The organism is Vibrio sp. ZF 223 (assembly GCF_003050585.1).
In the GTDB taxonomy this organism is placed as follows: domain Bacteria; phylum Pseudomonadota; class Gammaproteobacteria; order Enterobacterales; family Vibrionaceae; genus Vibrio; species Vibrio crassostreae.
This window is the reverse complement of the sequence record NZ_PIGB01000004.1, coordinates 262,757-289,743: the sequence shown is the minus strand read 5'-3', so window position 1 is coordinate 289,743 and position 26,987 is coordinate 262,757. Positions and strand designations below refer to the sequence as shown.

General features: G+C 40.3%; 18 protein-coding genes. 14 read left to right on the top strand and 4 right to left on the bottom strand.

What is annotated here, in order from left to right; translation table 11 throughout:
* Positions 1-15: 15 nt before the first annotated feature.
* Positions 16-903, bottom strand: a complete 888-nt coding sequence (locus CWO13_RS11175) for a 6-pyruvoyl trahydropterin synthase family protein (protein WP_108082959.1) — start codon at positions 901-903, stop codon at positions 16-18.
* Between the two features lie 276 nt (positions 904-1,179).
* Here CWO13_RS11175 and CWO13_RS11170 point away from each other — a divergent pair, with 276 nt between their 5' ends.
* Positions 1,180-1,422 (top strand): hypothetical protein, encoded by a 243-nt coding sequence (locus tag CWO13_RS11170; protein ID WP_108082958.1) that lies wholly within the window; start codon positions 1,180-1,182, stop codon positions 1,420-1,422.
* A gap of 35 nt (positions 1,423-1,457) precedes the next feature.
* Here CWO13_RS11170 and CWO13_RS11165 read toward each other — a convergent pair whose 3' ends face one another.
* From CWO13_RS11165 to CWO13_RS11155, 3 genes are read right to left on the bottom strand one after another with little or no spacing between them, the layout of a single operon-like run.
* Entirely contained in the window at positions 1,458-2,657 is a 1,200-nt protein-coding gene (locus CWO13_RS11165) for a DGQHR domain-containing protein (RefSeq protein ID WP_108082957.1), read from the bottom strand.
* 5 nt (positions 2,658-2,662) lie between these two features.
* Entirely contained in the window at positions 2,663-4,063 is a 1,401-nt protein-coding gene (dpdA, locus tag CWO13_RS11160) for a tRNA-guanine transglycosylase DpdA (RefSeq protein WP_108082956.1), read from the bottom strand.
* Positions 4,060-4,995, bottom strand: coding sequence for a DUF6884 domain-containing protein (locus CWO13_RS11155; RefSeq protein WP_108082955.1), 936 nt, complete (start codon positions 4,993-4,995; stop codon positions 4,060-4,062). The genes dpdA (CWO13_RS11160) and CWO13_RS11155 overlap by 4 nt, the downstream gene beginning before the upstream one ends.
* 107 nt (positions 4,996-5,102) lie before the next feature.
* On the opposite strand from CWO13_RS11155, the gene dpdA (CWO13_RS11150) reads away from it, so the two are divergent.
* The 13 genes from dpdA (CWO13_RS11150) to CWO13_RS11090 all read left to right on the top strand — a co-directional run bounded on the left by dpdA (CWO13_RS11150) (position 5,103) and on the right by CWO13_RS11090 (position 26,405).
* Complete coding sequence (gene dpdA / locus CWO13_RS11150) at positions 5,103-6,320, top strand: tRNA-guanine transglycosylase DpdA (RefSeq protein ID WP_108082954.1); 1,218 nt, start codon at positions 5,103-5,105, stop codon at positions 6,318-6,320.
* Entirely contained in the window at positions 6,317-7,426 is a 1,110-nt protein-coding gene (gene dbpB / locus CWO13_RS11145; RefSeq protein WP_108082953.1) for a DGQHR domain-containing protein DpdB, read from the top strand. The genes dpdA (CWO13_RS11150) and dbpB overlap by 4 nt, the downstream gene beginning before the upstream one ends.
* Entirely contained in the window at positions 7,410-8,075 is a 666-nt protein-coding gene (queE, locus tag CWO13_RS11140) for a 7-carboxy-7-deazaguanine synthase QueE (RefSeq protein WP_108082952.1), read from the top strand. Before dbpB ends, queE begins: the two co-directional genes overlap by 17 nt.
* Before the next feature lie 9 nt (positions 8,076-8,084).
* Positions 8,085-8,762 (top strand): 7-cyano-7-deazaguanine synthase QueC, encoded by a 678-nt coding sequence (gene queC / locus CWO13_RS11135; RefSeq protein ID WP_102278586.1) that lies wholly within the window; start codon positions 8,085-8,087, stop codon positions 8,760-8,762.
* A gap of 5 nt (positions 8,763-8,767) precedes the next feature.
* On the top strand, positions 8,768-9,391 hold the full coding sequence (folE, locus tag CWO13_RS11130) for a GTP cyclohydrolase I FolE (protein WP_108083009.1): 624 nt from the start codon (positions 8,768-8,770) through the stop codon (positions 9,389-9,391).
* A gap of 412 nt (positions 9,392-9,803) precedes the next feature.
* A complete protein-coding gene (dpdE, locus tag CWO13_RS11125) occupies positions 9,804-12,893 on the top strand; it encodes a protein DpdE (protein ID WP_108082951.1) in 3,090 nt (1,029 codons plus the stop codon).
* Positions 12,894-12,895: 2 nt separating this feature from the next.
* Positions 12,896-15,307, top strand: coding sequence for a protein DpdF (dpdF, locus tag CWO13_RS11120; protein WP_108082950.1), 2,412 nt, complete (start codon positions 12,896-12,898; stop codon positions 15,305-15,307).
* A gap of 2 nt (positions 15,308-15,309) precedes the next feature.
* Positions 15,310-16,299, top strand: coding sequence for a protein DpdG (gene dpdG, locus CWO13_RS11115; protein WP_108082949.1), 990 nt, complete (start codon positions 15,310-15,312; stop codon positions 16,297-16,299).
* Positions 16,300-16,304: 5 nt separating this feature from the next.
* Positions 16,305-19,484 (top strand): protein DpdH, encoded by a 3,180-nt coding sequence (dpdH, locus tag CWO13_RS11110; RefSeq protein ID WP_108082948.1) that lies wholly within the window; start codon positions 16,305-16,307, stop codon positions 19,482-19,484.
* Positions 19,474-20,208: a protein DpdI gene (dpdI, locus tag CWO13_RS11105; protein WP_108082947.1), complete on the top strand. Its 735-nt coding sequence runs from the start codon at positions 19,474-19,476 to the stop codon at positions 20,206-20,208. Before dpdH ends, dpdI begins: the two co-directional genes overlap by 11 nt.
* Complete coding sequence (dpdJ, locus tag CWO13_RS11100; RefSeq protein WP_108082946.1) at positions 20,208-24,641, top strand: protein DpdJ; 4,434 nt, start codon at positions 20,208-20,210, stop codon at positions 24,639-24,641. The genes dpdI and dpdJ overlap by 1 nt, the downstream gene beginning before the upstream one ends.
* Positions 24,638-25,201 (top strand): phospholipase D-like domain-containing protein DpdK, encoded by a 564-nt coding sequence (gene dpdK, locus CWO13_RS11095; RefSeq protein WP_108082945.1) that lies wholly within the window; start codon positions 24,638-24,640, stop codon positions 25,199-25,201. The genes dpdJ and dpdK overlap by 4 nt, the downstream gene beginning before the upstream one ends.
* Positions 25,182-26,405 carry a hypothetical protein gene (locus CWO13_RS11090; RefSeq protein ID WP_146164378.1) on the top strand — a complete coding sequence of 408 codons (1,224 nt, stop codon included), beginning with the start codon at positions 25,182-25,184 and terminating at the stop codon, positions 26,403-26,405. The genes dpdK and CWO13_RS11090 overlap by 20 nt, the downstream gene beginning before the upstream one ends.
* Positions 26,406-26,987: the final 582 nt, after the last annotated feature.

Sequence of the window (26,987 nt, the reverse complement as noted above, 5' to 3'; positions counted from 1 at the left end):
TTTTAGAGCAGGTAATTATTTGCAGTTATGGAAAGCCATAGCTCCTTTCCCCACACCTTCGTATGCAACGACTTTGAGCGTTTGAGTTGGGCTAAGAGACTTCTGGACTTCATTTGAAATATAATTGGCTAATAACTCTACAGTGGTATCGGTATCCAAAATCTCGGTTTCACATTTGGAAATTGCGAGCTCAAACTTACCTTGTGGACTAGTGTAACTGAATGCGTAATGACTCTCTTCAGAGATTCCTTGACTGTTGTTACTTAATGTTAAGGAAGTAGTTGGCACTTTATCTTCTAGAGAGCCAAGGTATATGTCTTCCCACCTTTTGCAAAACTCTAGCTCGCGAATTGGATCTCTTTGACCATCTACGATTAGTTCAATAGGAGAGCGGTGGCCATGAGCGATACGCTGACAATTCCCGTCATGTTTTTTTAACCCGTGTGAATAGTGATAAAACGCGCCGTCTATTTTTTCAGGGCGAAGGGTGATGTTTAACCCGTCAACATTATCTGGTAGATATCCTTTAAGCAATTGGTAAACATGCTTTGTTACGCTATCTATATTGATTTCCTCAGCATCTATAAAGCAGTACGCCTCATCGGGGCCGTTCAAGTATATGCTTTTGGTCTCGCGCACTAAATCTATACTGGTATAACCAGAGTTTGTTTGAGCTGAGTGAATCAATGGGTTTCTCTTTGGGATAAGCAAGCGGTGGTCGACAAACTGATCAACAAGACGTTTAATTTGCGATTTAACCTGACCGAAATCGAGAACCATGCTCATTTCATTGAGTTGTCCAGAAAGGGTCACATCTAAAATCCAACTCTCGCCCACCATCCCTCTTTTATCACATAGATAGGAAGCATCGATGACAGTTAGTGCTTTAACAAATAGATTCAAAATAAAACCTTAATGATATTGATAGTTGTTTGACACATAATATTATACCCAAACCGTATCAACATTTGTAAGTTATTGATAGGACTCTCTAGTTCAAGCAGTCTAAGTCTCTTTTAATGACGGAATTAAATCCGTGAGATTTCATGATTGTAGGTCAAAAAGCTAGTAGTTCCCGATAATTAAGTGTTAGCCTCAGTGATACACTTAATTTCAGATTTTTGCCGACTAGGTTAGAGTGATTAGTGAACGGCAAGGGTACGTGATGGAGAAACGACAATGGATGCATACAAATTGAGCTTGATAGGTTCTCGTCTATTTCAATATGAAGTAAAACCATTTTTAATCGGGGTATCTAGTGGGCAGATAGCACCTGAAGCAGGATCTGAACATTGGAATGAGCTTAAGAACAAAGCTCAGAATAACCAAGTGTCAGATATTGAGTTACGCACTATGGTAGAGCTTTGTGGGTATGAGAAGCTTGGATTGTTATATGAATTGATGGATGAGCTCGAATCATAAACAAAGAGAAGGCGATATGCCTTCTCTTTTTGATCTTAGTCTATGTAGATAGGGTAGTCTTCGCGCCAACCTTTTTGAATTTCATACAAGCGTAAAATGTTTGTTGAAAACAATTGCTTTTCTGATGTGGTATTTTGGAAATCATTCCAACGTCGACTATAAGGTAGATCCTGAACATCTGGGTTACGAGCTAGGCCTAAAGTCCAGTATCCTTTACTAAAATGGCAGTGTTCTTTGATTAGAGATAACTCTTTAACAAAGAACTTGCATGAAGGAAGTTCGCTAGAAAGTACGGATTCATTCCCGATGTTTTTACTAGGTGTTTGGAATACACGAAGCATATGGCGACACAGGTAAGAGAAACCAATAACCGAGGTGCCATGCGTTATGTAAGAACGTTTCATATCTCGCGATTTATTATTCCAATCATCTGAAAATACTTCGGCAACTGCTTGCCAGAAGTTGATTAGGATTTGTACGAACTCTTGCTTTGTTTTGTCATCTAATTCTTGGTACACACGAACATCGAGTGTGCTCAAAATCTGGCGTCTAACGTTGACCACAAATTCAGTGATTGATGATTCAGCGATAATGCCATCCTTGTTACCGTTGGATTTAATTAACCCAAATAGCGGTGACTCAGGATTTCGGAACCCAAGTTCTTCACACAGTGATAGCGGGAAGGCTTTCTCGGCCAATGCTGGCGGCTTATAGATATCACCGTATAGTGCCAATGCATTGAGTTGCACTGTCGTAAGCGGTTTACCTAAGTTCAAGATCAAAAACTGTTGTACGTAATCAGCTTCATTTTCTGATATGAAAATAGATACGGGCAGTGGGTAACTGTCGTGGTGACTGTTCTTTACGCCTCCCGATCTTTGTTGACCATCAACGATAGCGCCAGGCAGTTCACTGGATGGCTTTTCCGGGTCATAAGGTACATATAAGTAACCAAATTCAGAACCAGGTATGACGGGTTCGAACGTAACTGTGTTGTTAAACCCTATGACTAAGTTAGCCAAAATAGTAGAGTTTTTAGACTCTACGTAATCAGTGATAGAATCAATGTGTTTCGGTAGTTCACTTCGTTGATACCCATGGATATATTCGCCATCGCGGGTAATGTGAACAATTTTGGCAACGTCTCGTACTTTTTTACCTTCGACCCAACCTGTATAAACAGTCACGCCATTTACGACCTCTTGGATCGCTTTAATTTTTAAAATTTCTGACATAATTATTACTTAGTTACAAGATTGATAGATTCAAGCATTTGGTTTTTGTGTTTGGTGACGATTGCTAGGTTGTGAATACCGCGACGTCGATTTGATTGGTTTGAACGGAAAACTATATTCATTAAACCACCTTTACAAATACCACAAGTACATTGACGCCATTCTCTTGCATTTAGAAATTCACGATACTTGATTTCGTTACGCTTTAGGGGCGCTAATTTGGCTCCAGTCAAGTTAGACGGCAAGTAGTTCTCGTTGGTTACTTTCTCGTAAGCAACTAACGCTTTTAGTGTGCTATCTAAATCCAGTCCAGTGTCATCGTATTGCTGAAGTTTTTTAAGACAGTCCACTTCAAGTCGCTTAATACACTCGTTAATAGATAACGCTGTATTGGAGAGATCAATATCAAATTCGCCGTTTGCTTGAAGCTCTGCTATGTGCTGACGTAATTCGTCTCGATGCTTGTCTATGTGCTTTTGGACATTATCATGATCACATTGTCTAACTCGAATCATCAGGGATTCATCAAAGCTTGTAGACTCTGAGTTTACCGAGTAGTACTTACCACCTTTCAGTCCCTGCATTAGAGGAGATGTACTATCCGCACTTGTCACGCCTGCTTTTATGTATGCAGGAATGTTTTGAAAGCGGCAAATTCCTAGTAAATGGAATTGCGTGTCTGGCTCTCGAATCTCACTTAAGCTCTCTAGTAGTTCAAGTAATTCATCAGTTTTAGATTTAATCATACCGCCGATTGTGATTCTGCGGTAACCGATGTTTTGTAACTCCTTGACTGAACGAAGAAAAGAACTTTTATCGTAGCCATGAGCCACACCGTAAGCTTCAAAGCGGTAACCTTTAGCTTTTTCGTAGAACTCTCTAGCATTCTTCAATGTAATATCAATGCGACGTTCACTTTCTGCGATCAATTCGTGAAGGTCACACTTCTCTGCAGCGGCGTCTTTTGCGGCTTCATTCTTGAAATATGGAAAAACAATGTGGTCGAGAGAAATACCGTAATCGAACCCACCCCTGTCATAAAATTCAATTAATTCGTCGACGGTAAATGGAGGTTCGTACTCGTTGTGGTAATCGAAAGCACCACAGTCTCCCATCAATTTTACGTTCTCGAATTTTTTTGTATCAAGACGAAGAAATTCACGAGCACCGTTAAAGTAGAAGTCTTCGGTTAATTCTTGTTCGTAGTACTTACCACGTTTTTGCATTGTTCCCACACCTGCAAGCGACACTAACATACCATCATAAGGCAGTTCTGCGAGGATCTGGTGAGGGTAGTGATCATCATCATACTGGCGGTGATATTTTGTACGACTGTTGTCACGGCCATTAAAATTTGGGTCAACAAAGTCTTTATTGTCTGGAAAGTAGAAGCGGAACTTAGTCACGATAAACCTTTTTCTGATTTAACTTGTTTGTAGATAGTCGCAAAACGTTTATCGGTGCACGCATTGCCTGAAGCTTGATATATCTTCAATGCTGCCGCACCAGAAACAGGCTTGTGTTCTCCAGTTAAAATTTCATTCTTGATAAAATCAACGATGAAATCATCATCACGTTTCGTGCGTGGTTGTTTTTGTTTTGGAGTTAGTTGAGCGAAATCTAAATTTAGGGCGGAGATAGTATCACTGAAGTCGGGTTTTGTAAGTTCTATTTTATTCAAAAACATGAGTGCAGCAATCGCAGTAATGCTTCTATCAGCAATGCTTAATCCATAGTTTTTAGCGTTCTTATGGTCTAGGACTTGTCGAGAACATTTAACAAAACATGTTGAATAAGACGTTAGAGGTTTTGGTATTGAAGTGGCGATGATAGCAAAATGTTTTGGAGCGTTCTTAAACTCAGAGAAAGTCTCTACCAAGTCTGCCTGAATAGCTTGTAGATACTCACTGCTAGCAACGACGACAAAGTAATCATCTTGGTTACCCTTAAATGTTTCTTTTAAAGAAAGACTAGGTAATTTTGATTGGTTAACAGCATGCCACCAACTGTTATTAGGAGCAGGAACTCGATTTTTGTTGGGCGCGAATGTAGCGTTGTAGCCTGGTAACTCTGTTTCTCCGTCGATTAATCCAAACCCAGCGGAAAGAATTTTCAAAGACAAATTGAGTTCTTTACTTTTTAAACGCAACTTTGCAAATGTTTGACCAGAATATAAATCTTTAGCTTTTACTTTCTTTTGGGCTTTAGAAAAAGCTTGTTCCCAATTTTCAAGGGTCTCTTGAAGGGTGTCGAAAGAATGTTCGGAGATATTCATAGAAACTGGAACATCGAGAGTTTTTCTTGCCGTGCAAGGAATCAATAAATGTATTTTGTTCATACGATTTCCATTTAAGCTTATAGAGTTTCGGTGTTGATTTTTCTTAAGCTTGAAGTCTAGCTGAAACACGGAACTTCGTATATGCTTAGTTTCAGTAGGAGGTGCAAATGAAGTACTTTTTCCCCGATAGCCAAGACTTTGTAGACCCACTTTTCGATTTTGAAACAGAAAAGCACCAATCGCTGAGAGTTACTCAGCGAGATGATGTTTATGCACATCAATTACTGGCTAAGCCCTATGATGGACTACTAATTTCAAAAGCGATTGTTGATGGTCTGCCTGGAAAAACGGACAAAACACGTTATTCACGTGGACAAAGATATCGATTATATCGGGAAGGAGCACATCAATTTTTCCGACTCAGCCAACATTACGAAGTGATGGGCGACAGCGGAGCATTTTCATATATCCAACAAGATACACCACCATATACCACTGACGATCTGATTAACTTCTATGTCAAAACGAGAGTGGACAGTGGTGTATCCCTAGATCATGTAGTTGTTGGTTACAATGATACTAACAACGAGTTACTTCTTGAGGCGAAGGCGAAACATCTTGCACGTGTAGAACTATCGTTAAACAACGCAGAAGAGTTTCTAAGGCAACAACGAAACTATGCTTTTACTCCATATGGTGTTGCTCAGGGGTGGGATAAGGCTAGTTATATAAAGTCAGTCTCGGCATTAAAATCGATGGGATACAAACACATCACGATTGGCGGTATCGTCACTTTGGACTCTATGCAGATTTGCGATCTGTTAGATCAGATACATGAAAAAGTACCAGGGGATTATGGCATTCACTTATTGGGTATCGGCCGACAAGATATTTTACCTCACCTTGCAAGTCGTAACGTTATTAGCGTTGATAGTACAACACCGCTGAAACAATCATTCTTGAGTGAAAAGCATAACTTTAGGCTAAATGGAGATACATATTGCGCTATCCGTTTACCTCAGTCCTTTGGTAATACTCGAGTTAAAAATGCTATTTCATCCGGTCAAATCAGCCAAGAGAACGTTTCGCGATTAGAGAGAAACGCGCTGCAGGCAGTTAGGTTATACGGACAATATCTATTAGGAGTTGAAGCCACTTTGTACGCTATCCAAGCGTATGAGAAGTTAGTCTTTAACAGGGAGGGGAGCCTAAATGATGAATATAGTAGAACTCTTATAGCTCGCCCTTGGGAGCAGTGTGGTTGTAACATTTGCAAGGCTATTGGCATCGAGGTGTTGGTGTTTCGAGGGACAGAAAGAAACAAACGCAGAGCATTTCATAACTTACAGGACTTCTATAAAAACTTGATGGTGGGTAATTTATGAAAAAGAAAGCACTGATAATTAAACAAAGCAGCGGATTCAAACTCTTTCAACTCAACATGAACCTTGATGAGATAGAGTCCATATCGACTATAACAAGAGTTATGCGTGATGAGACCGAGTTGAAAGGGTATCAGAGGCCAGAAGTACGAAATCACATAAACAATATTTCAGACTATATAAACTCCGAAGGTGGGATTATACCTAATTCGATTATATTAAGTTTGAGTAGTGATGTGGAACTGAAGCCAATCGACAACGAGTTATATGAACTTGAGATACCAGAGCAAGCCAAAAGTGCATTGATTGTGGATGGGCAGCAACGAGTTGCGGCGCTTAGGCTTTCGGGGAAAAAAGACTTCTACCTTCCTGTGTGTGCTTTTATCAATGATGATGAGGATTTTGAGAGACAACAGTTCTTACTCATTAATTCAGCTAAACCCTTACCTAAAAGTTTAATTTATGAATTGCTGCCTCATGCTAATGGCTTGTTTAGTCAGGAACTAACTAGGCGCAAACTACCTTCATTAATCGTACAACTCTTAAATTACGAAAAATGCTCACCGCTTAACGGCCTAGTGAAACTAGTGACAAACCCTTTAGGTATTATTGCCGACAACTCGTTAATGAAAATGGTTGATAATAGCTTACGTGAAGGAGCACTATATGCTTTTAGTAACAAAGCACAAGAGACATATAACCCTGAAGATTGTGACCAAATGATTAGCTTACTTTGTGACTACTTTTCAGCCGTCAAAAGTACCTTCGCAGAAGATTGGGGTAAAAAGCCTAAAGAATCGAGGCTTTTTCATGGGGCAGGGATCATCGCTCTCGGCCAGTTATTCGATGAAATATTCTATACATTTGAAATTGATGAAACAGAGACATCATTTTTCGAATGTGCTAAGAAAAAGTTGGAAAGATTAAAGCCATATTGTGTGTGGAGTCATGGGGCTTGGGATTTTGGATTGGATCATGATGGTCAACCTATAATTAGAAAGTGGAATCAAATCCAGAATTTATCTCAAGACATCAACTTGGTAACAGAACACTTAGTGCGCTTATACGACTTACAAGAAAGAGAGGTAATGCTTGTTAAAGGTCAATGAAATATTCGAAACTATACAGGGTGAAGGAGTGTATACAGGTGTGCCTTCGATCTTCCTTCGCTTACAAGGTTGTCCGATTGGTTGTTCGTGGTGTGATACAAAACATACTTGGAAAGTAGAAGCTTGCGACGAAGTTAATCTTCAAAATATGGCAAATAAAGATCAAGACTCTCCAACTTGGTGTAACACTACGATTTCGGAACTGGTCAGTTATTTTAAAGCAAACTGGACAGCTAAACACATAGTAATTACAGGTGGGGAACCGTGCATATATGACTTATCAGAAGTGACCAGTCAACTGGAGTATTTTGGTTTTACTTGTCAAATTGAGACTAGCGGAACATTTGAGGTTAAAGCTACTGATACTACTTGGGTTACCGTTTCTCCTAAGGTCAATATGAAAGGTGGGTTTAAGGTTTTGGGATCAGCTATAGAGCGAGCCAACGAAATTAAGCATCCAGTAGGGACAGAAAAAGACATTGAGAATCTACAAAGAATGCTTGAAGACCACTGCACGAGAAATGATGTCGTTGTGGCGTTGCAACCTATTAGCCAAAAAACTAGGGCTACTGAACTGTGCATTCGACATTGTATTCTGAACAATTGGCGTTTATCTATCCAAACGCATAAATACCTTCAAATCGCTTAGGAGTATCTGATGAAAAAAGCAGTAGTAGTTTTTAGTGGTGGACAAGACTCTACCACTTGTTTAATTGAAGCGCTCAACGAGTATGATGAAGTCCATGCGATTACTTTTGACTATGGTCAAAGGCATAAGCTTGAGATAGAAGTTGCAAAGTCTATAGCTATTGAGTTGGGGGTTAAGGCTCATAAAGTACTAGATGTATCGTTGCTAAATGAATTGGCTATCAGTTCATTGACTCGTGATGATATTCCGGTTTCTCATGAACTACAGAGCAATGGTTTACCAAATTCATTTGTTCCTGGACGGAATATTCTATTTTTAACTCTCTCCGGTATCTATGCTTACCAAATAGGCGCATCTGCGGTTATTACAGGAGTTTGTGAAACGGATTTTTCTGGCTACCCAGATTGCAGAAATTCATTTGTAAAGGCAATGGAAAGTGCGCTTAAGCAGGGAATGGAGTATGACGTGTCCTTAATAACCCCTCTAATGTGGTTAGATAAAGCTCAAACATGGGCATTAGCTGATAAACTTGGACATTTAGATTTTGTTAGAGAGAAAACCCTAACTTGCTATAACGGTGTTATTGGTAATGGTTGTGGTGATTGCCCATCATGTAAGTTAAGAGCTGACGGTTTAGCATCTTACGAGCAAAATAAAGCTACTTATTTGAACGAAATCGTCGGTTGAACAAAATGAATGAATTGTCACATGAAGCATATATGGTTAAAGAAGTTCTTGCTGCAGCAGGTCTTGAAACACCGTTGATTGAGCAAACTTTGAATCATGATGAGAAATTTGCAGTGATTGAGAATGCGACAAGAGATATTCTTAACGCACTATCTCTGGACTTGAACGATGACAGTTTGTCTGAGACGCCTAAGCGTATTGCAAAAATGTATGTAGATGAGATTTTTTCTGGCCTCGATTACGGTAATTTTCCGAAAATCACTACGATTGAGAACAAAATGTATGTCGATGAAGAGATCGTAGTTAAAGATATTTCTTTCACAAGTACTTGTGAGCATCACTTAGTTGTCTTTGATGGTCTAGCAACTGTGGGTTACATCCCAAAAGATAAAGTAATTGGCCTGTCAAAAATTAATCGCATCGTAAGGTTTTTCGCGCAAAGACCGCAGGTTCAAGAGAGACTCACCGCTCAAGTCTATTTGGCGTTGAAAACGCTTCTTAATGTAGAAGACATTTATGTCAAATTTGAAGCAACACACTATTGTGTTAAAAGCCGTGGTGTTCAAGATGTAACTAGTTCGACCACAACAGTAAAAACAGGTGGTGTATTTAAGAACCTCAGGTTTTAGGAAACTAGACCACATCAAGAAATCCCCTTCATTGAAGGGGATTTTTTTTGCACTCAATAAGCTAGTGTTTTTGCACAGTATAGTTTGCCTCCTAATTGGTAGGGGTTAGGGGGGGATTCAATAAATACAACGGTGGTAAAGGTCTATTTTTTCATTAATTTTTATTGGCTTTACTGCTCAAATAATACAAAATACGTCACAGATACAGTATGTCGTTTCATTGTTGTGGCGCAAAAAGGTAATTACAACACTGTGATGAAATGTACATTTCTTACTCAACTTAAGCCATATAGTGTGGTTTAAGTTGTACTTTTGAATTTGTCAGTTTTGGTACGACTGGAACATAAATATTCAAAGGTATTTCATAGGTTGAACGAGCTCAGTTCAGTTTGATTTGGTTTTAGGAGGGTTAATGTCTTCGGTAAGAGTTGGTTCTTTAGTCACAAGCTCAACAGTATTTAAAGGTGTTGGGAAAATTATATCAATTGATCTTGAAACGAAGTCAGCAGAAATCGGATTTTTTGCTTCTCCACTCAGACCAATGGCCAACAGCATCAATGTTCCGGCTGCAGAACTACAAGCGGTTACCTCTTTAGGATTGAATACTGAAGTCTTTGTTCAATTCCCAGGAACAAACTCTTGGAAAATGGGTTACTACCAAGGAGAAAGACCGGGAGAGCAGGCACTAGTCGTTTTTTCAATGAAGATGAAAGATGCCTACGACTTGTCAGAATTATACGTTCCCAATGCCTTTCCCGATCATCAATTTAACGTCGAAGAATTTTTGAAGGGACAGGGGACATCGTCACCGTTTCTTTGTAATTTGCTCTCAAAGTTTTATTCTGAGTACTATTCCCAACGCCGCTCTTGTCGTTCAATCGCGGCATTGCTGTCAAGCTCTGTCGAGCTTGAAAAGCACCAATTGGCAGCTGTGTATGAAGTGCTAAAGGATACGAACAAAAAATATCTACTCTGTGATGAAGTTGGCTTAGGAAAGACGATTGAAGCTGGGTTTATCATTCGACAACATGTCCTTGAAAAGGGCCGTCACTCAAAAGTACTAGTATTGGTACCCGACTCTCTTTCTCAGCAATGGGAGCAAGAACTAACTGAACGTTTCCATCTGGGTGCAGTGCTAAACACCGATGAGGATAATGATGACCCTAACGTCGATATTCTTACTTTCAGCCAAGCACTGACATATGAACACACACCAACGATGGTTGTTATCGACGAGGTACACCAGATTTCGAGCTTTCCATTTAACGATAACTGGATGGAAAGTGAGTTGTTTAGTTCAATATCAACACTGACAAATCAATCAGAGATTACTTTGTTGTTGACCGGAACGCCAATGGCCGGGCATCGTTCGGCATATCTTGCATTGCTGCATTTACTCAACTCAGAAAACTTCCCATTAACGGACAGAACCATAGCATTGTTTAATCAACTGCTTCCTATGCAGGATCGCATCAGAGAGTTAAGCCGCATTTTTGTTCCGGAAAACGAGGACTATCTTCTTTACACTTCTTTAAACGATTTGCTCGGTTTGGAAATCGACGATCCAACCTTAGAAGGTTTAGTTCAAGCTCTTTTGCCTTTGGTTAATATGTTCGCCATGGACAAAGATCCAGTTCAACGTGATAACTTAATTCAGCAGTTGTCTGAATACCTCAACAATAGATACCTCTTTGATTACCGTATGATTCGCACTTCTAGAGCAACGGGTATGGTGGAGAACGAGGTTAGTGAGATAGAAAACTTATTCCCGGGTTTAAATCCAGTCCAAACCGTAATCTGGGATGCACCAAAAGAAGAAGCCTATCTTGATGAACATTTTGAGCAATATCGTTCTGAAATGGTGACTGGTGACAATTTTAATCAACTAGAACTGACTCAATTTAAGCGCATAGTAGAGTCGTTGTTAACAAGTCCAATTAGCTTTGCTGATACGGCGGAGAGGTATCTAAAACAGGTTAATAGCTCCAGTATTGAAAATTCCCATTGGGAAAATATGCTGGAACAAGTAGAAAATGAGCAGGTTACCAAAAATCGAGCATTGAGCAGAGCATTGTCAACATGGCTATCATCGAACCCTGAGGGTAAGGCGGTGGTCTTTTGCGGAGACCTACTTACGGCAGACAATGTATATCAGTTCCTCAGTGAGAATGCTGATGTAACTGTAGAACGTCATCAACAGGGAGAAACTCCAGTCTTTAATTCTGATGATCTTACTAGGGTGTTGGTATGTGATGAAAGGGGTGAAGACGGACTTAATTTGCAAGGGCAGACCCGACTAGCGATACATTATAGTATGCCGATGTCGATAAGCAGGATTGAGCAACGTAATGGTCGTTTGAACCGTTATAGTGCATTGTCTACTGGTGTAAACCCAATCGACACAATGATTCTCTCCACCGCGAGAAGTACATTTTATAACAAATGGGTGCAATCTTTGATGAAGGGGGTTGGTTGTTTCTCTCATTACAGAGCAAATATTCAAGATGAGATCGATAAACTGCTTCATGAAGAAATCTGGCCAGCAGTTTTGCAAGAAGGCTATTTAGCATTAGAAGATGCTGAAGAAAAGCTTCGAGATAAAACACGCAGTACTTACAACCATTTAGATATTATCGCGAAACTAGCGACAGTCGATATCGATGCGGAAGAGGCAGAAAAGCGACTTACACAAATGCGCGAGGATGACGAAGCATTTGAAGAATCGACTGCGCTCGTTGATTGGATCAAGGAGGGGATGCTATTTAGACTTAGTCCGACAGAAAACTGCGACGTATATCGATTTGAGTATTCGTCAGGTTCTACAAAAATGCGTTCTTCTACATTGATTGATAAATGTATTGTAGGACTAGATATCGAGGCATCTGATTATATTTCTCCGGTAACCCAAGAACTATCTATATCTAGAGTCAATAGTGTAAAAAATGGCAGTTACCCACTTAGATATGGTCAACCGTTTGTAGATGCTATTGCTGAGGTATCTCGTCAGTCTACGCTAGCAAACAGTAGCGCAATCATTCGTAAGATCCCAATTAAACAAGAGCCAATGTTATTTTTTATTCCGCAGTGGTTAGTTGAAGGGAAAGCAAACTCTACATCAGCTCAAATCGTTCTGGATGCACAATATCCACCTGTTGTTTCTCTAGGAGTATTCGGTGAAAGCGGGAGCCCTACACCATTGAATATGGCAACCTTAGTGAGTGCTGCATACAGTTCTGCTAATGGACAAGTGGAAATCGGTGGTAACCAGGTGCCTTACCAGGACACAAATATCACTATCCAAACTGGCGAAAGTAATACAGATGTATGGCAGTTGATTGAACCTTTGGTAAGCAAAACTAGATTTACTAGCGCATTAGAACAAGTCCTTGAGAAAAGTAAGGCGCTTGCTATCGAACAGTTTGAACAACAAAATGAACTTTTGGACGTTAACCCGAAAGCAGAATTACTCACCTTAAAGTATGTATTGTTGATTGGTGCCTAATTATGAAGTTCCGTGATTTCTATCCAACTCACATGTTAGAAAAGCTTAAGTCTGAGGTGGAATTCTTCTTTGATTCACAGTTTAAGAGTCGTTTTCTACAAGCACTAGACTCTCAGGAGTTAACGCTCGTAGAGTTCTGGTACTTAACAAAAGACCTGTTAGCTACAGAAAAAGATTTGAGTAGTGCGAGGTTGCGACTCGGTAAAAGACCAACACAAGAGGAGTTTGCTTCTGGAGTTAAAATTGGTTTGAAGTTTGATCCTGTTTCAGATTCTGTGCTTGTGGAAACTGGTGTGGTGAATGAATACATAGATCCTGTTTATAAACAGGTGGTTAAACGTTATTCAGAGCAACCACCACATGACCCCGTGCTCGATAAACTGAACTTACCATTCAAAACTTACACAAGTCATGCTCAGCGCGAGGCAGTGCGTTTAACGCTTGCATCAAAGCCTGATGCTACGGTAATCGTCAACTTACCAACGGGATGCGGAAAAACTCTGGTTACAGAAACATTGACCGGGTTTACTCATGCAGACGAATTGACGATTGTCGTCATACCAACCACGGCATTGGCGTTGGATCAAGCAAAACGCATGAAAAAATCCATCGCAAGAATGGGTTATCAACCATGCGCTGAGTATGCATGGCGAGGTGAATTGAACAATGATACCAAAGCTCAGATTAAGTCCGATATTTTGTCTGGGAAGCAGCGAGTATTGTTTGTTTCACCGGAATCTATGGTTAGCGGCATTCTTCCTACTTTGTTTAAGGCCGCTGAATCAAAGATATTAAAAAATGTGGTGTTTGATGAAGCCCACTTAATCGATACATGGGGTGATGGTTTTCGACCAGAATTTCAGAAACTTGGCGCGCTATTAGAAGCTCTTAACAAGAAAGGCGGCTGTTTTAGGAAAGTATTTTTGTCTGCCACATTTACCGATCAATCTCTGGTGACTATACGGGCTTTGTTTGGTGATACTCATATTAAACCTACGATGATCAATGGCGCTTTCTTACGCCCAGAGCCTGTCTGCTTAAAGCAAATGGTGGAAGAGGGAGGCTATATTTCCAGTGTGGTGGATAAAGTACTTAGTTCTCCTAAGCCTCTGCTCGTATATGCGTCTACAAAGACAGAATGTGATGATATTTATCAACAGCTTTCTGAAAAAGGGGTTAATAGAGTCCGCTTGTTTACTGGTGATACAGAAGACACTGAACGTTCAGAGATCATTGAACAGTGGGACGCCAATAACCTAGATATCATAGTAGCTACAACAGCTTTTGGTGTTGGGATGGATAAAGGTGACGTAAGAACCGTCATTCATGCTGGACTGAGCCAAAATATTGATGGGTATTATCAAGAAATTGGTCGTAGTGGTCGCGATGGGAAAGCTTCTTACTGTGAAGTTATTTACCATCAAGAGCAGTTGACCAACCGTAGTCACAGTAAAAAAATAGGAATTGAACTTGGCTTTAAACGTTGGAACTCAATGTGGAAACAACGTTCGGAGGTTGGCGATAACTTATTTGAAATTCAAGTAAATAATCAAGCCGACCATATAGAAAAAAACTCTGATGGTAATGAAACCTGGAATTGGAAAACACTCCTGCTTATGCAACGAGCTGGTTTGTTGTGCTTATGCTATCCAGATGCCTCTTTAGTCCCAGATAACGAAGATGATTGGGCGAAATTCTGGTCTGATTTTACCAATAAAGTTGTTGTAGAGGTTCTGCATGATAGACATGTCATCAAGACCACATGGGAAGGCCTGGTTGATACTCATCGATCTCAAGAAAATGCGGTTCTCAAGAAGCGTGGTGAATTATTATTTGACTGGGTCATGGATAAAAAGTCTCTTGGTGAGGTTTTGCAAGTTAGTTTTACGCTAGATAACTTCATGCCATTGAGAGTATGTGGTCGAAGAGATATTGAAATTGGAAGGGCGACAAGTAAGACCTTAGTCGGTGATGTTTTTACTGTATCCCAACCCACTGGTGGTTCAAATAGTCTTGAGCAGTATTACTTTGACCCAACCCCATGCTCTGTTGAGCGTTTGGTGGATCTGTTCAAGCAGAAAGTAAACAGTGGTGAAGTAACCACCCTTGTTTGTAGCGAAAACTTTCTACAGCAAGCAAAACCTTATTTGGATTCCTCTATTCGTAATGTTTGGTTTTATGCTCCATTTGATGCGTACGAGAACAATGACTCGGTCTTATATGAGTACAGTAAATTTATCGTGCAGGATAAAGTGCACTCACATTCAAGCATAAAGGTGCCATTCACCTTTATGGAAAAATTTCCTAACTATTTCTTCGGAAACTCTGAACTGGAAGATCCGTCGAACGCCCACAGAAGATGGTGGGAGTCGAGCAACAACATTAAGAACATAACAACGTTGACGAGTCTATAATTATGGCAATTATTAACAATATGAGTCCTGGTAGTCATATACCCACTTTGCAATTAATTGATGAACTGTTGAATAACATGAAGTCAAAAAGTAGTGACTCAATTATCTTAGAATCTAAATTACTGAGTTCATCTATGCCTGGTGCTCTTTACTTTAAAGAAGAGTCAGATGGTACTTTAAAGCTTAATCCAAATGCCCAGAAAAAGATGGGCCAGTCTTTGTCTTTTTGGGGGAATTATGGGTTATGGGAAGTTTCTAAATCAGAACAAGAAAAAACGTATTCAGCAATCAATCCTCTTTGTAACTCTGCAAATCTACCTAAACGAATTATTGACATAATCTCTAAGCAGTACATTCAAGATGGTGAGTTGATAGTCTTATTGAATGATTACTTTAAAGATAACGCTTTATCGAAAGATTTTTCACTGTTTGTATTAGCGATGTGTTTTTTCTTATATCAAGAAGAACGAACTTTTGTTAAGAGCAATCCATTTACCGCTAATGATGCCTATGAATTGATGCTCAGTAGTGTCATACCAGATGCGGCGAAAATTACCTATAACAAAACTAATGAATCAGCTGGAGTGATCAATTTTGGACATATGCTTGGTTTCTTAGAAGTAGTCAGTAAAGATACTTATGTTGCTGACCCTACGAGGTTTATACAGTGGCACTTGGACCGTATTTTTGAATCGAAATATGAAATGTCGCTACAAGAACTGCTAGATGAGTTAAATAATATCCTACCTATTTTTGATACTGGTGCATATCAAGATGAGTTACCACAGTACCTCAATACCAAGAGGCCAGAACTTGTATCACGTAGTGGTAATGTTCGCTTATCTTCGTCAATGAGCCTAGCACTGTTTCGTTTGGAGTCGATGAATGTGCTTCGTTTGGAGGCACGTTCAGACAGTAGTAGGCGTTTTGAACTCACTTTACCAAAGAAGACACTTACCGAAGTAACTAACATCAGACTTATTAGGGCGTAGTAAAAATGGGTATTCAAACATATTGGCCTAGTCTCGCAAACATAGAAGATTGTATCCTGAGCGAAGCAGAGCGACTGAGTGATAAGTTGCTTCTTTCAGTACACCACCCAATGAAATTGGTTGCGACACCTTACGGTTCAAAAACGCCGGTTGTAAAAAGTCAGCAGGATTTGTTGGATCAACTTTTAGCGAATAACAGCATCATTCCTCTTCTCGGGGAATCAGGAAGCGGCAAATCTCACTTGATACGTTGGCTGCATGCGGTTGCTAATAACCACCCTAAAGCAAAGCAAGAACAGTGGCATATCATTCGAATTCCCAAGAATGCAAGCTTGTCCCAAGTTCTGGAGATCTTACTACGTGATTTAGAAGGGGGTGTCTTTGATAGTGCGCGTGAACAAGTAGGTAAAGTGGCTAATTCATTAGATTATGAAACCACTAAAAACTTGATGTTCGCGCATATTGTAGAGGCATTTCGAGAAGTACCTGCTAGATTGCAAAAGCAAAGTCAAGAACTGCAATCTGAAGGGACGATGACGCAAGAAAAAATGAATCAGTTTATGGCAGAAATGTCTTTTGCCGATGAACTGAAGCACTTTTTTGACGACCCCTATATTAAGGAAAGTTTCTCTGGGAATGAGTCGGCTATAAGAAGTCGTGTTTCACGTTTGATCGAAATTAAATCCTACGCAGAACTTTTAGAAGATAATTTTCACGTTGTTGAAGACGACTTTAAGTTCACTAGTGGAGAGGAAATTTCTACTCAATTGGGAGCAAAAGCGCGAAAAGCTTATGCAAATCTTCAATTAGAGTCGGATGAATCCAAACGTAAAATGGCGGCAGAGATGACCAATAAAGCCATTGAGCGTGCTTGTAAGCTAATGTTCAACCGTCTATTCCAGTTTAGTACTGGTAACTTCCAAGATTTGTTTAAGGAAATCCGCAGATATTTACTAGAACAAAATAGCACTCTAGTGGTTCTAGTGGAAGATTTAGCCGCAATATCCTCTATCGATGATGTCCTTATCGAGAGTCTTCTAGAGCAAGATAAAGATAGCGGTGTTCAGGTTCTTTGTCCGATGAAGTCAGTGATTGCAACGACAGATGATCTCGAGAGTTATAAAAGTCACCGAAATACAATTTGGACTCGAGGTCGTTTTGAGTGGCATCTTCCAACGGATTTTGATGTTGAGAACTTCCCTGAACTTAAGTTTTCTACGGATGAAGTGGTAGATTTTTGTGCCCGTTATATCAATGCAGCTCGCCATGGTATGAATGCTATCAATCAATTGATTGATTTGCAGGACAATGAAGTCAACTTGCCAGCATGGCAGACAGATCTTGATGAATCGGAAGTAGCGGTATTAGATGATTTTGGCTTTTCTATGGCATCAACGTCTTCTAATAATGGTAAAGAGACAGGGATTCCACTATTTCCGTATAATAAACAAGCAATTGCAAAATTAGCGCAAAAGCATGTTTTCATGGGTTATAGCCGCACTCGATTTAACCCGCGTGTCGTTATTCAGGAAGTACTACTATCAATTCTCCGTGATCATCGGGAACGCTTTGTTCAAAATGGGTATCCAAGCTCTTGGTTTGAAGAGCAGTTAAGTGAGTTCCGTAATGATCAAACAGCTCTATTAATTGATCGCAATACACAAGATAAAGAGCAAGCAAGGCGACTAATTGGCTTTATGTCCCTTTATTCTGACGCACCGACCAGTGAAGATTGTTTCAAACAAGTATCTAAGCGACAAGCTGAAGCTTTTGGTTTGGACACATCATTGCTGCCTGAAGAAATTTCCATAGCAGCGACTGGCCAAGTTTTAGTTAAGAAAGTTCCTGATAGAACTAGAGGCGTAATACAGGAACCAGAGTGGGGAGAAGTTGGTGGTAAATCACAACCTGGAAATGGGCCATATGTAGACCCAGAACCACAAAGAGACGAAGTTGTTGATTTAGTAAATGATTGGTTTTCAGGCACGTCAATACTAGAACAAGGGCCTAGTAATGATTTGAGACTAGCGCTCTTTCAAATGCTTGAACAACAAAAAGGGTTTTCAGACTACTCTCTAAACACAAATAATGTGTGGAAAGGTAAAAGTTTATTAAATGCTTTCTTCAAGAAAGGAAGCATAACATTGATTCGCCTACCTGGTTCCCGTACGAACAGCGAACAGGCAAAAGTAAATGCCTTTGGGGATAAAGAGCTATCAGACACATTTGATTCTGTACCTCTAAAGATGCAAATGATCGCTGTTTTACGTCATTTCAGAATGAATGCTAAAGACCCTAAAGTTGGTTGGTCTTATGAACAAGGTCTAGAAGATTATGCTTTATATATGCAATTCGCTCAAAAATGGGTACCAGTAGCGATGGCGAGATGTGTTGAGCTAGTAAAAGAAACAGCACATGCCCCTATGAGTGACCATGTAGCGTTAGCAAATAGCATGGGCTTTGATTTGTCGGCTACAGACAAAGCACTTAATCAACTAGTAAAAACGGCAAATCAGATTCAAAGTGAATTACCTCCAGCGATTAATGAAAATCATCGAATTGTGTTTTCTAAATGGCTTGCTGAATGGGATCAATTACGAACCCAGTGGTTAAACACCATGTTAATTGGAACTAATAATGCTGTTCATCCTCTCGCTTTTGGCAACGTATTTAGAAAAAGAGATAAGAAGGTGAGATCTGCTAGAGAGCTTAATCCAGTTATTCAAGAGGTAAAAAGCACAAGTAGCTTATTGAAGGACTATCTGGAAGGTTCGGAAACAAAAGAAGAACTACTTGACGTGCTCGAATCAGTCTCTAGCACATATAAGAGTATTCCCGCAGAGATGATGCCAGATTATGACGTGAGTATAAAAACGGTTCGTTCTCGAATAAAACAGTTAAGTGATATCGTTACTTCGCAGACACCCAAGTCTGCAATTGCACTAATTCAAACTCAAGACGATCCCGTTAAGTTGTTGAATAAGGTTAGTGGTGATGAACTAGACCTTTGGATAAAAGTACTTAAGGACTGGAAGGTAATCTCTCCAAAAGTAACAGGAAGCATCAGAGAGTTTAACGATCGAAATGGGGCTAACCAAATCGAGACTTACAAAAAAGTTATCAATGATCGTCTTATGTCTATAGATGACTCTTTGCAACATCTGGGAGCAGTACATGAGTCTTAAAAAGCAAGTGGCAGAACTGAACAAACAAATCGAGTATTTCCACAACAGTGCAAACCTGGAAGACCAGATGAATGTGCTGAAGACGATTTCTACGCGTATAGCGAACCCCACTTCGCGTATAGAACAAGAAGCTAAGAAGTTACAATGCTTACGACTAATTGATGGAATTGACCTTACCTGCGAAGGTGGTAATGAGGTGCTTGAGACTGTTAGCAGTCGATATTTGGCATTCAAGAATCTTTGGGAAGAGGTTGGAGAACAGAGTTTGACTGATGAAGCAAACACTCTGTACGAGATGACCCAAGGAATTAGTAAAGTGGCTGATTTATTTACCAATCATCATGAGCTCGTATGGCAAGAATGGTCGGAAGGGCAAAAAGGCTTAGCCAATGTCAATGATGTGATTTTGGAACAGCAGAAGTCAGTGCATCGCAATATCGAACTTTACAATAGCTATACGCGAGCAAAGAGAGAGTTCGATAACCAAATGAATGGCTTTAACTTTGATCAAGGGCAGTTAGCTAGAATTCAACAGTTTGCAAAACAATGTGCAGAACTCAAATCTCAAATGAATACGGAAGCGTTACCGCAAGGCGTGAAGAAGCTTTTTGATGCCTTAAATAACACTGGTGCTGTTGCGCTCGTATCAATGCTGACACCTGAAGTAATGGAATGGCTCGAAAAGAACAATAAACTCGATACACTGATGGTAAAACAAAGATAATGACCACAATCGATAAAAATAAGCTAATCGAAGCATTAGATCAAATTGAAGACAAAGAATCCGAGTTGTTAGTTTGGGGGGACGTTGAAGTATTTTCTAGTCGAGACGAAATAGAGTCTAGTCTCAAAAGTGTCGGTGTTGCCGCGTACTATTTAGACGATTACTTTGATGCTCTCATCCAGCGTTGTTTTGTTTTTCCTATTGGCAATGATTGTTACCGTACACGAATGGCGGAGACTGTACGACTACAGGTTCTGTCTCGCCAATGGTTTGCCAAACAAAATGTTGAAGATGCGAAACCGCTAATTTCAGACTTTCGATTTCTAAAGCGCCCTCGACAATACCCTAAGCGTGATAACGATGCACAAGCATTGATAGAGGGATGGGAACAAAAGAAATTATTCCAATCGCCAAACGAGAAAGCCATCCTCAGTAGTTTATTAAAAAGCGGAAATAATTGGTTTCAGTTATCAGGCTTTCAGGTGCGCTCGACTGAGCGGATTCTGTCGAAGTATGAGCACCACAGACGTAAAAGGACTTACCACCCTAGCGCGACGATCGTTTGTGCGGGCACTGGTAGTGGTAAGACACTATCGTTCTACCTACCTGCAATGACCAAACTGGCAACTGATTTAATTAATGACGACAGCGGTCGAGTACGTATTCTTGCGATTTATCCTCGTAAAGAGTTGTTAAAAGATCAGTTCTCCGAAACTTATCGAGAAGCTCGTAAATTGGACGATTTTTTATCGTCTAAAGGTAAACGAAAAATCACCATTGGTACATTTTATGGTGGTACATTCTCAGAACGTTTTGCGAAAGACGGGCAGGTATTTGAACCCATGGTTTGTCCTCAAGGCGACTGCGGCGGCATTCTAAAGTTTAACCAGCAATCCAAAGAGACAGTTTGCTCGAGTTGTCAGGTAGCGCTTTCTTCCGACGAGGTGGTTACCACACGAGAAGGTGTGACAAAAAGTCCACCTGATATTCTTTTTACAACCACAGAAATGTTGAACCAACGCCTCAGTGACAGGGGGTTTAACCATCTGTTTGGGGTCAACGACAGCAATATAGCTATTCCGTTAGTTCTACTTGATGAAGTTCATACCTATGAGGGTAGCACTGGGGCTCAAACATCATTCCTACTGAAACGTTGGATGGCATTTAGTGGTATCAAACCGCACTTTGTAGGTTTATCTGCAACTCTCGCCGATGCAAAGAATTTCTTTGCAGATCTGACTGGAACACTGCCACAACACACGGAATTGATAGAGTCATTTGAACGTGAGATAGAAGAAGAAGGGGCCGAATACCTATTGGCTCTTCGCGGAGACCCTGCATCTCAAACAGGTCTTCTTTCTGCGACGATTCAGGCCACAATGCTTGGTAGTCGCATGCTGGACTGCCATGTTGGAAATAACCGAAACATTTCGCAAGATGTATTTGGTCAAAAAGCGTTTGTTTTTACCGATGACCTTGATGTTATCAACCGCCTTTATAATGATTATCTAGATGCAGAGGGTAAGCAAGATTTCTTTGGACAACTGCGTCCGAGCAACCGAAACGAAAACCCTTTGGCTTACTTGCGCTCACCTAGCAATGAGAATTGTTCACCAACACTCAAGCGCGAATTAGGGCAAGATTGGTTTGCAGCAGAGAAGATTGGTCACTATTTAGATCAAGCCAACGTTGTTGAACGTACCTCGAGTCAGGATAGTGGAGTCAATCAAGGTGCGAACGTGGTTGTGGCCACCGCATCGCTCGAGGTTGGCTACAACGATCCAACGGTAGGTGCGGTAATACAACACAAAGCACCTAGAAACGTAGCATCCTATTTACAGCGTAAGGGCCGGGCTGGTCGACGACGTGGTATGCGACCATGGATGTATACAATTTTGTCTGATTTTGGACGCGATCGTATTGCCTTCCAGCAATATGAACAACTCATAGACCCTAAAGTGAGCACTACTAAACTACCTACAGAGAACTCCCACATCCACAAGATGCACGCAGCACTTACTACTTTGGAATGGCTAGTCAAAAACTCTCCCCAACTAAAGTGGTTAAATGTCTGGAGTGCGCTGAAAGCACCAGAAAAGAACGCAGGAAAACTCGAAAAACTACACCATGCTGTAGTTGATTTGTTAAGCACGCCTTCAAAGATAGACCAATTAACCGCCCATATAAAAAGTACTCTAGGGCTTAACGATGATCAAACTAAAGTGGTGATGTGGGCACCTCCGCGATCAATTATGATGTCATTTCTCCCTGAACTAGAGCAAAGCCTTAAATATTGCTGGGGAGTAAAAGGTCAACATTGGTACGGGGTGGGTAATGATAACTCAGGCCCAATGCCCAAATATATCGCAGCCCAATTGTTCTCTGAGCTCAACACACAAGGGTTATCTATTATATTGGATCGCTCTACCAAAAATGAGGTGAACCACAAGCGTGAAGATATGGCATTCTTTCAAGCGCTCAAGGAGTTTTCCCCGGGAAGAATGTCTAAGCGTTACACTGTTAAGGCACAAAATGTACCTGACTGGTTGGTACCTGTTGGGTTCGAACCAGTACCAGGTCAGAAAGGTAATATAGCTTTTGATATTGAAAGTGCTTTTGGTGATGTTAATAAACAAGTGCTTCAAGATTATGTAAATCATAATGGAGAACAGATCCCGGTCTATCAGCCTAGGTTCATTAATACCACTCACTCTATGAACAAAGCATTGACCAACAAAAGCAGTAGTATGTTGCAATGGCATTTTGATATTCGTGAACCGACCGTTAATCATACGACGCCCGTCCCTCAAGGTAGCGAATGGTTTGAAGTATTAAAATCCATCAACTTCTATACCCACGATAATTCTTCACCTATTGAGTTGACCCGTTTCTGTACAGGTGCTAAAGCAAGTATTCCATTTGCTAAAAAAGGTCAGGACGCGGCTAATGTGTTTTTCCAATGGCAACAGAACAACTCTCAGGTTGCTATAGGAACCAAACTTTGGGTTGATAGTGCGAAATTTGGATTTGAGTTTACAGATGAGAAAGTTAAGCAGTTACTTTTCCATAATCGTAATAAACAAGCGCTCTATTACCAGTACCTTCATGAAACCTTCTTGAATGCTGAACAGTTTGAACATGAGTACTTCTTGGCTAATTGGATATTCGAATGTGTTATGTCCGCGTTGTTTGTTATTTGTAACGAACGTAAGTTAGCATTACATGATGCATTGGAAGTCCTGCATACTGTGTCAGGGAAGCAGTTATTGCTCGATGTGGTGAATGGTATGTTCCAACGTCGTAATACTGAAATGGGTGACGAAGAACAGGATCTACATCAGCGACTATCTGAATACTTTGAAGATGACGTTAACATGACGGTCATCAGAAGTGCGCTTGATCTTGATCCTAATTACGACCAATCTCAGAGTTATTTTGAGTGGGGTAAAAACGTGTTAGGACAGACATTGTGTGGTGGTATTAATGCAATGTTTTTGAAATTAGTGTCCGATGTTTCTGAACAGTCGTTTAACCTAGACCATAGGTGGGATGGGAGCAAGTTAAATATCTGGATGAATGAGAATGAAGTCGGTGGTATTGGTTACATTACTAAGTTCAGAGAAGCATACCGGGAAGATCCTCTTCGTACACTAGGTTACCTCAGTCATGCTTTTGAGACAGGTGAATATGAGCAAGTGAATTTTGACTTGCAACATTTTTTGCTGAATCTAATGAACAATCAAGCGCTACAGCAAGGGTTAGATGATGTTCGAACTTCAAGCAGTCTAGAGGCTCGCTCACAAGCGACCAAAGCGCTCAAGTTACAGATCTCGCGATTAGGGATTTTACCTTCTCATGCATGGAATAGTATCTTGTATTCACGAGTTCTGAAGAAAGGTGCTAACTCATCAACTGATCAGCACCTTATTAATTTACTCAAGGAATGGGATGGGTACGAGTCAGGTGTAGATATTGAAATACCACTACACATTATGTCTTACCTAGCATCCCGTAACAGTGGAGGGACACCAAGTGATATTTATCGTTATAAGAACCGGGTCCAGTCTCAGTTATGGCAACGTGGAGCAATGATTAGGGAGCAAGAGTTAGGCTTCTACAACCAGTTCAATACAGATCAAAATAAGACTGAACGTCTGCTATTAACTAGAGTCATTACCTCGAAAGACGTCCTAGTCGATTTTGATAGTCAAGGTACTTGGCGTGACATGCTTTCTTCGGAGTTAAAGTCATCGGGTAAATGTATCCTTGTATTTAATGGTGGGGACAGGTCACAAATTAAGACTGTACTTAGTGAACTAAACGTCAGCATGATTGAATACAATAAGATGATTTTCTATCCGCGAATTACGAAGGTTCAAGCTCGTTTATCGGCAATGCATCTCACGGTCGAAGTAAGGGATATTCTACAATGATGATTCAATTAGAGCGCTCTATCGAGACCAAAGAAGCGATAGGTCGAGCACATGTAAAAGATCTTCTCACGTCGATATTGGTTGGGGAGGCACTAAATCCAGGAGAAATTTATATTCTAAGCCCTTGGATTTCCGATTTTCCAGTTTTGGACAACACCGCGGGGAACTTTGATTCGATTAACCCTGCTTGGGGGCATCGTCAAATTCATTTTTTTGAATTATTACAAAATTGTGTTGAAGCAGGTGCGACGCTTAAGTTGGCGATTCGTGAAAATAGAGAAAAAATATACGTGTTAGAGCAATCCTTAAAGAACTATCCGAGCCGATTCATAGTTGCTGAACACAAAGACCTTCATGAAAAGGGGTTGCTTACAGAGTCAGGTTTGGTTCGCGGATCTATGAATTTCACTTATTTTGGGGCGAGTATCAATTTCGAAGGTATTACTTTCACGACGAATCTGAGTGCGATAGCGGAAAAGAGAAATACTTATGAAGACCTGTATTTTAGTGACCTCGATGCAATAGTGGGTGAGGGGGAAGATGATGATTGGCCATTCTAAGCAAATATTGCAAGACTTCTTTCAAGGTCAGAATAACATTACTCCTAACAGTCAGTGGAGTGAAAAAGTAATCGCCTCTCAAAGTCAACTAGAGAATGATTACCCAATAAAATATTTAGTTGGTTATCCGCAAGGTTCTGAGCCGAGTTTCTATGTGCTCTGTGATAGTGAAGAATTGATGGAGCATACGAAAGACTGGTTAAATTGCGCTTTATCTCGCTATTACTGCCAATATGCGCGCCCACATAAAAAAGCAGAATATGACTTTGAAACTGTGTTGATGCGGCACTGGCCTCATGGCTTTCTTAAGGTTAGTGTATGGGGGCGTACTAATTTAAGTATGGATCAAGCAACATATCGAACGTTTTTGCCCCAAGCAATGAAGCAGAGCCAAGAAGCACTGGACAAGATGATTACGCGCTATCGGAGTTCGCCGGTGATAAATCGACAGTCTTCTAAGCCGATCGGTATGTTAGTGAAATCATTTATTGACGCTTACAACAAGCAGGATCATAAATCTATGGTAGAGAATTATGATTTAATTGTAATTAGTGAGGATATTGAGCGCCGCAATAAAGATACACTGAAGTTCATGTTGCTTGAGGTTGATGAGGAATGGGGGCAGATTATTGAATTGGCTCATAAACGAAATGTCTCAGCTCAGATTGTCTCTAGTGGTGTCAGTGTTGCAATCATGAATGCAGTGTTTTCTTTATCTGCAACGAATGCTGAAAGTATAAATTCTTTTGATATAGACTGGCCATCAATGTACGAAAGGGCCGTTGAGTTTCTACCAATACTAACCAAGAAACCATTGTTTGATGTCGAGTATCATTGGAAACTTTGGGCAGTGTTGGTTTATCTATTCAACATCGAAGGTGGATTAGACGTAGTGAAATCGCATCTAGATGAAACTTGGTTACATACTCTAACCCAACAAGATATTAGTGTGAATGCAATACCCCTAAATGTTGAGGAACAGTTAGATTTAAGCACAGTTTCAGAAGACATGCAGTCTGTTTTGTTCGTATTGAACTATGCACAAACATGCCATGAAAATGAGTTGCTCGAGGTTTATGAGTGGTTAGAGAGTATTTCTCCAACGTTGAGGATGAAACTTAAGCAAGATTGTTTATATCACCGTTTATGGTCTAAGTTAGAAGAAAGCGCTTTGGCTCAGTCTAGAATTCATGCAAACGTTTGAATTCGTTTTTGCTTGTTATGGCCGCTCAGTGATGAACTATAGTTTAAGTAACACCAGAAGTAACATCTAAAAGATATACTTTTATAATTATGTTTTTTATCAATTGGATAGATGTGATAGTAGAGTCCAGTAGCGGCACCAAATTCGTTCTTTATGAACAAGCAGAAAGCCCACCTAGTGTGGGCTTTTTTGTGCCTGTAATTCCTCTCATATTTCATATACAGGCTTCCAGTTCTTATGATTCCCTGTGTCTCTTGCTAGCTGGCGTTGTAGACCTAATTAGGCTTGTATCTAGGGGAGTGTAGTCTCTTTCATCAACCTATCTTTTGCCTGTCTAAATCGCTTGTATGAGGTTAAGCGAAAGCTAAGTCGCCCCAGAGTGGCAAGATGCGGGTATTCTCCTAAATAACCCCGTAGTGAGCTTGTAGACGACCAATCGACAATCACTCTCGTAGATTTACTACCAAGCACTTAAATCTAGATTTCGTGATAAGTAAATTACGAGTAAAGCGATAAATACTCTGAAGTTGTTTCTATCAATTAAATCGAAGCAATGAAAAGTTATAGCTGTCGTTAAGTTTT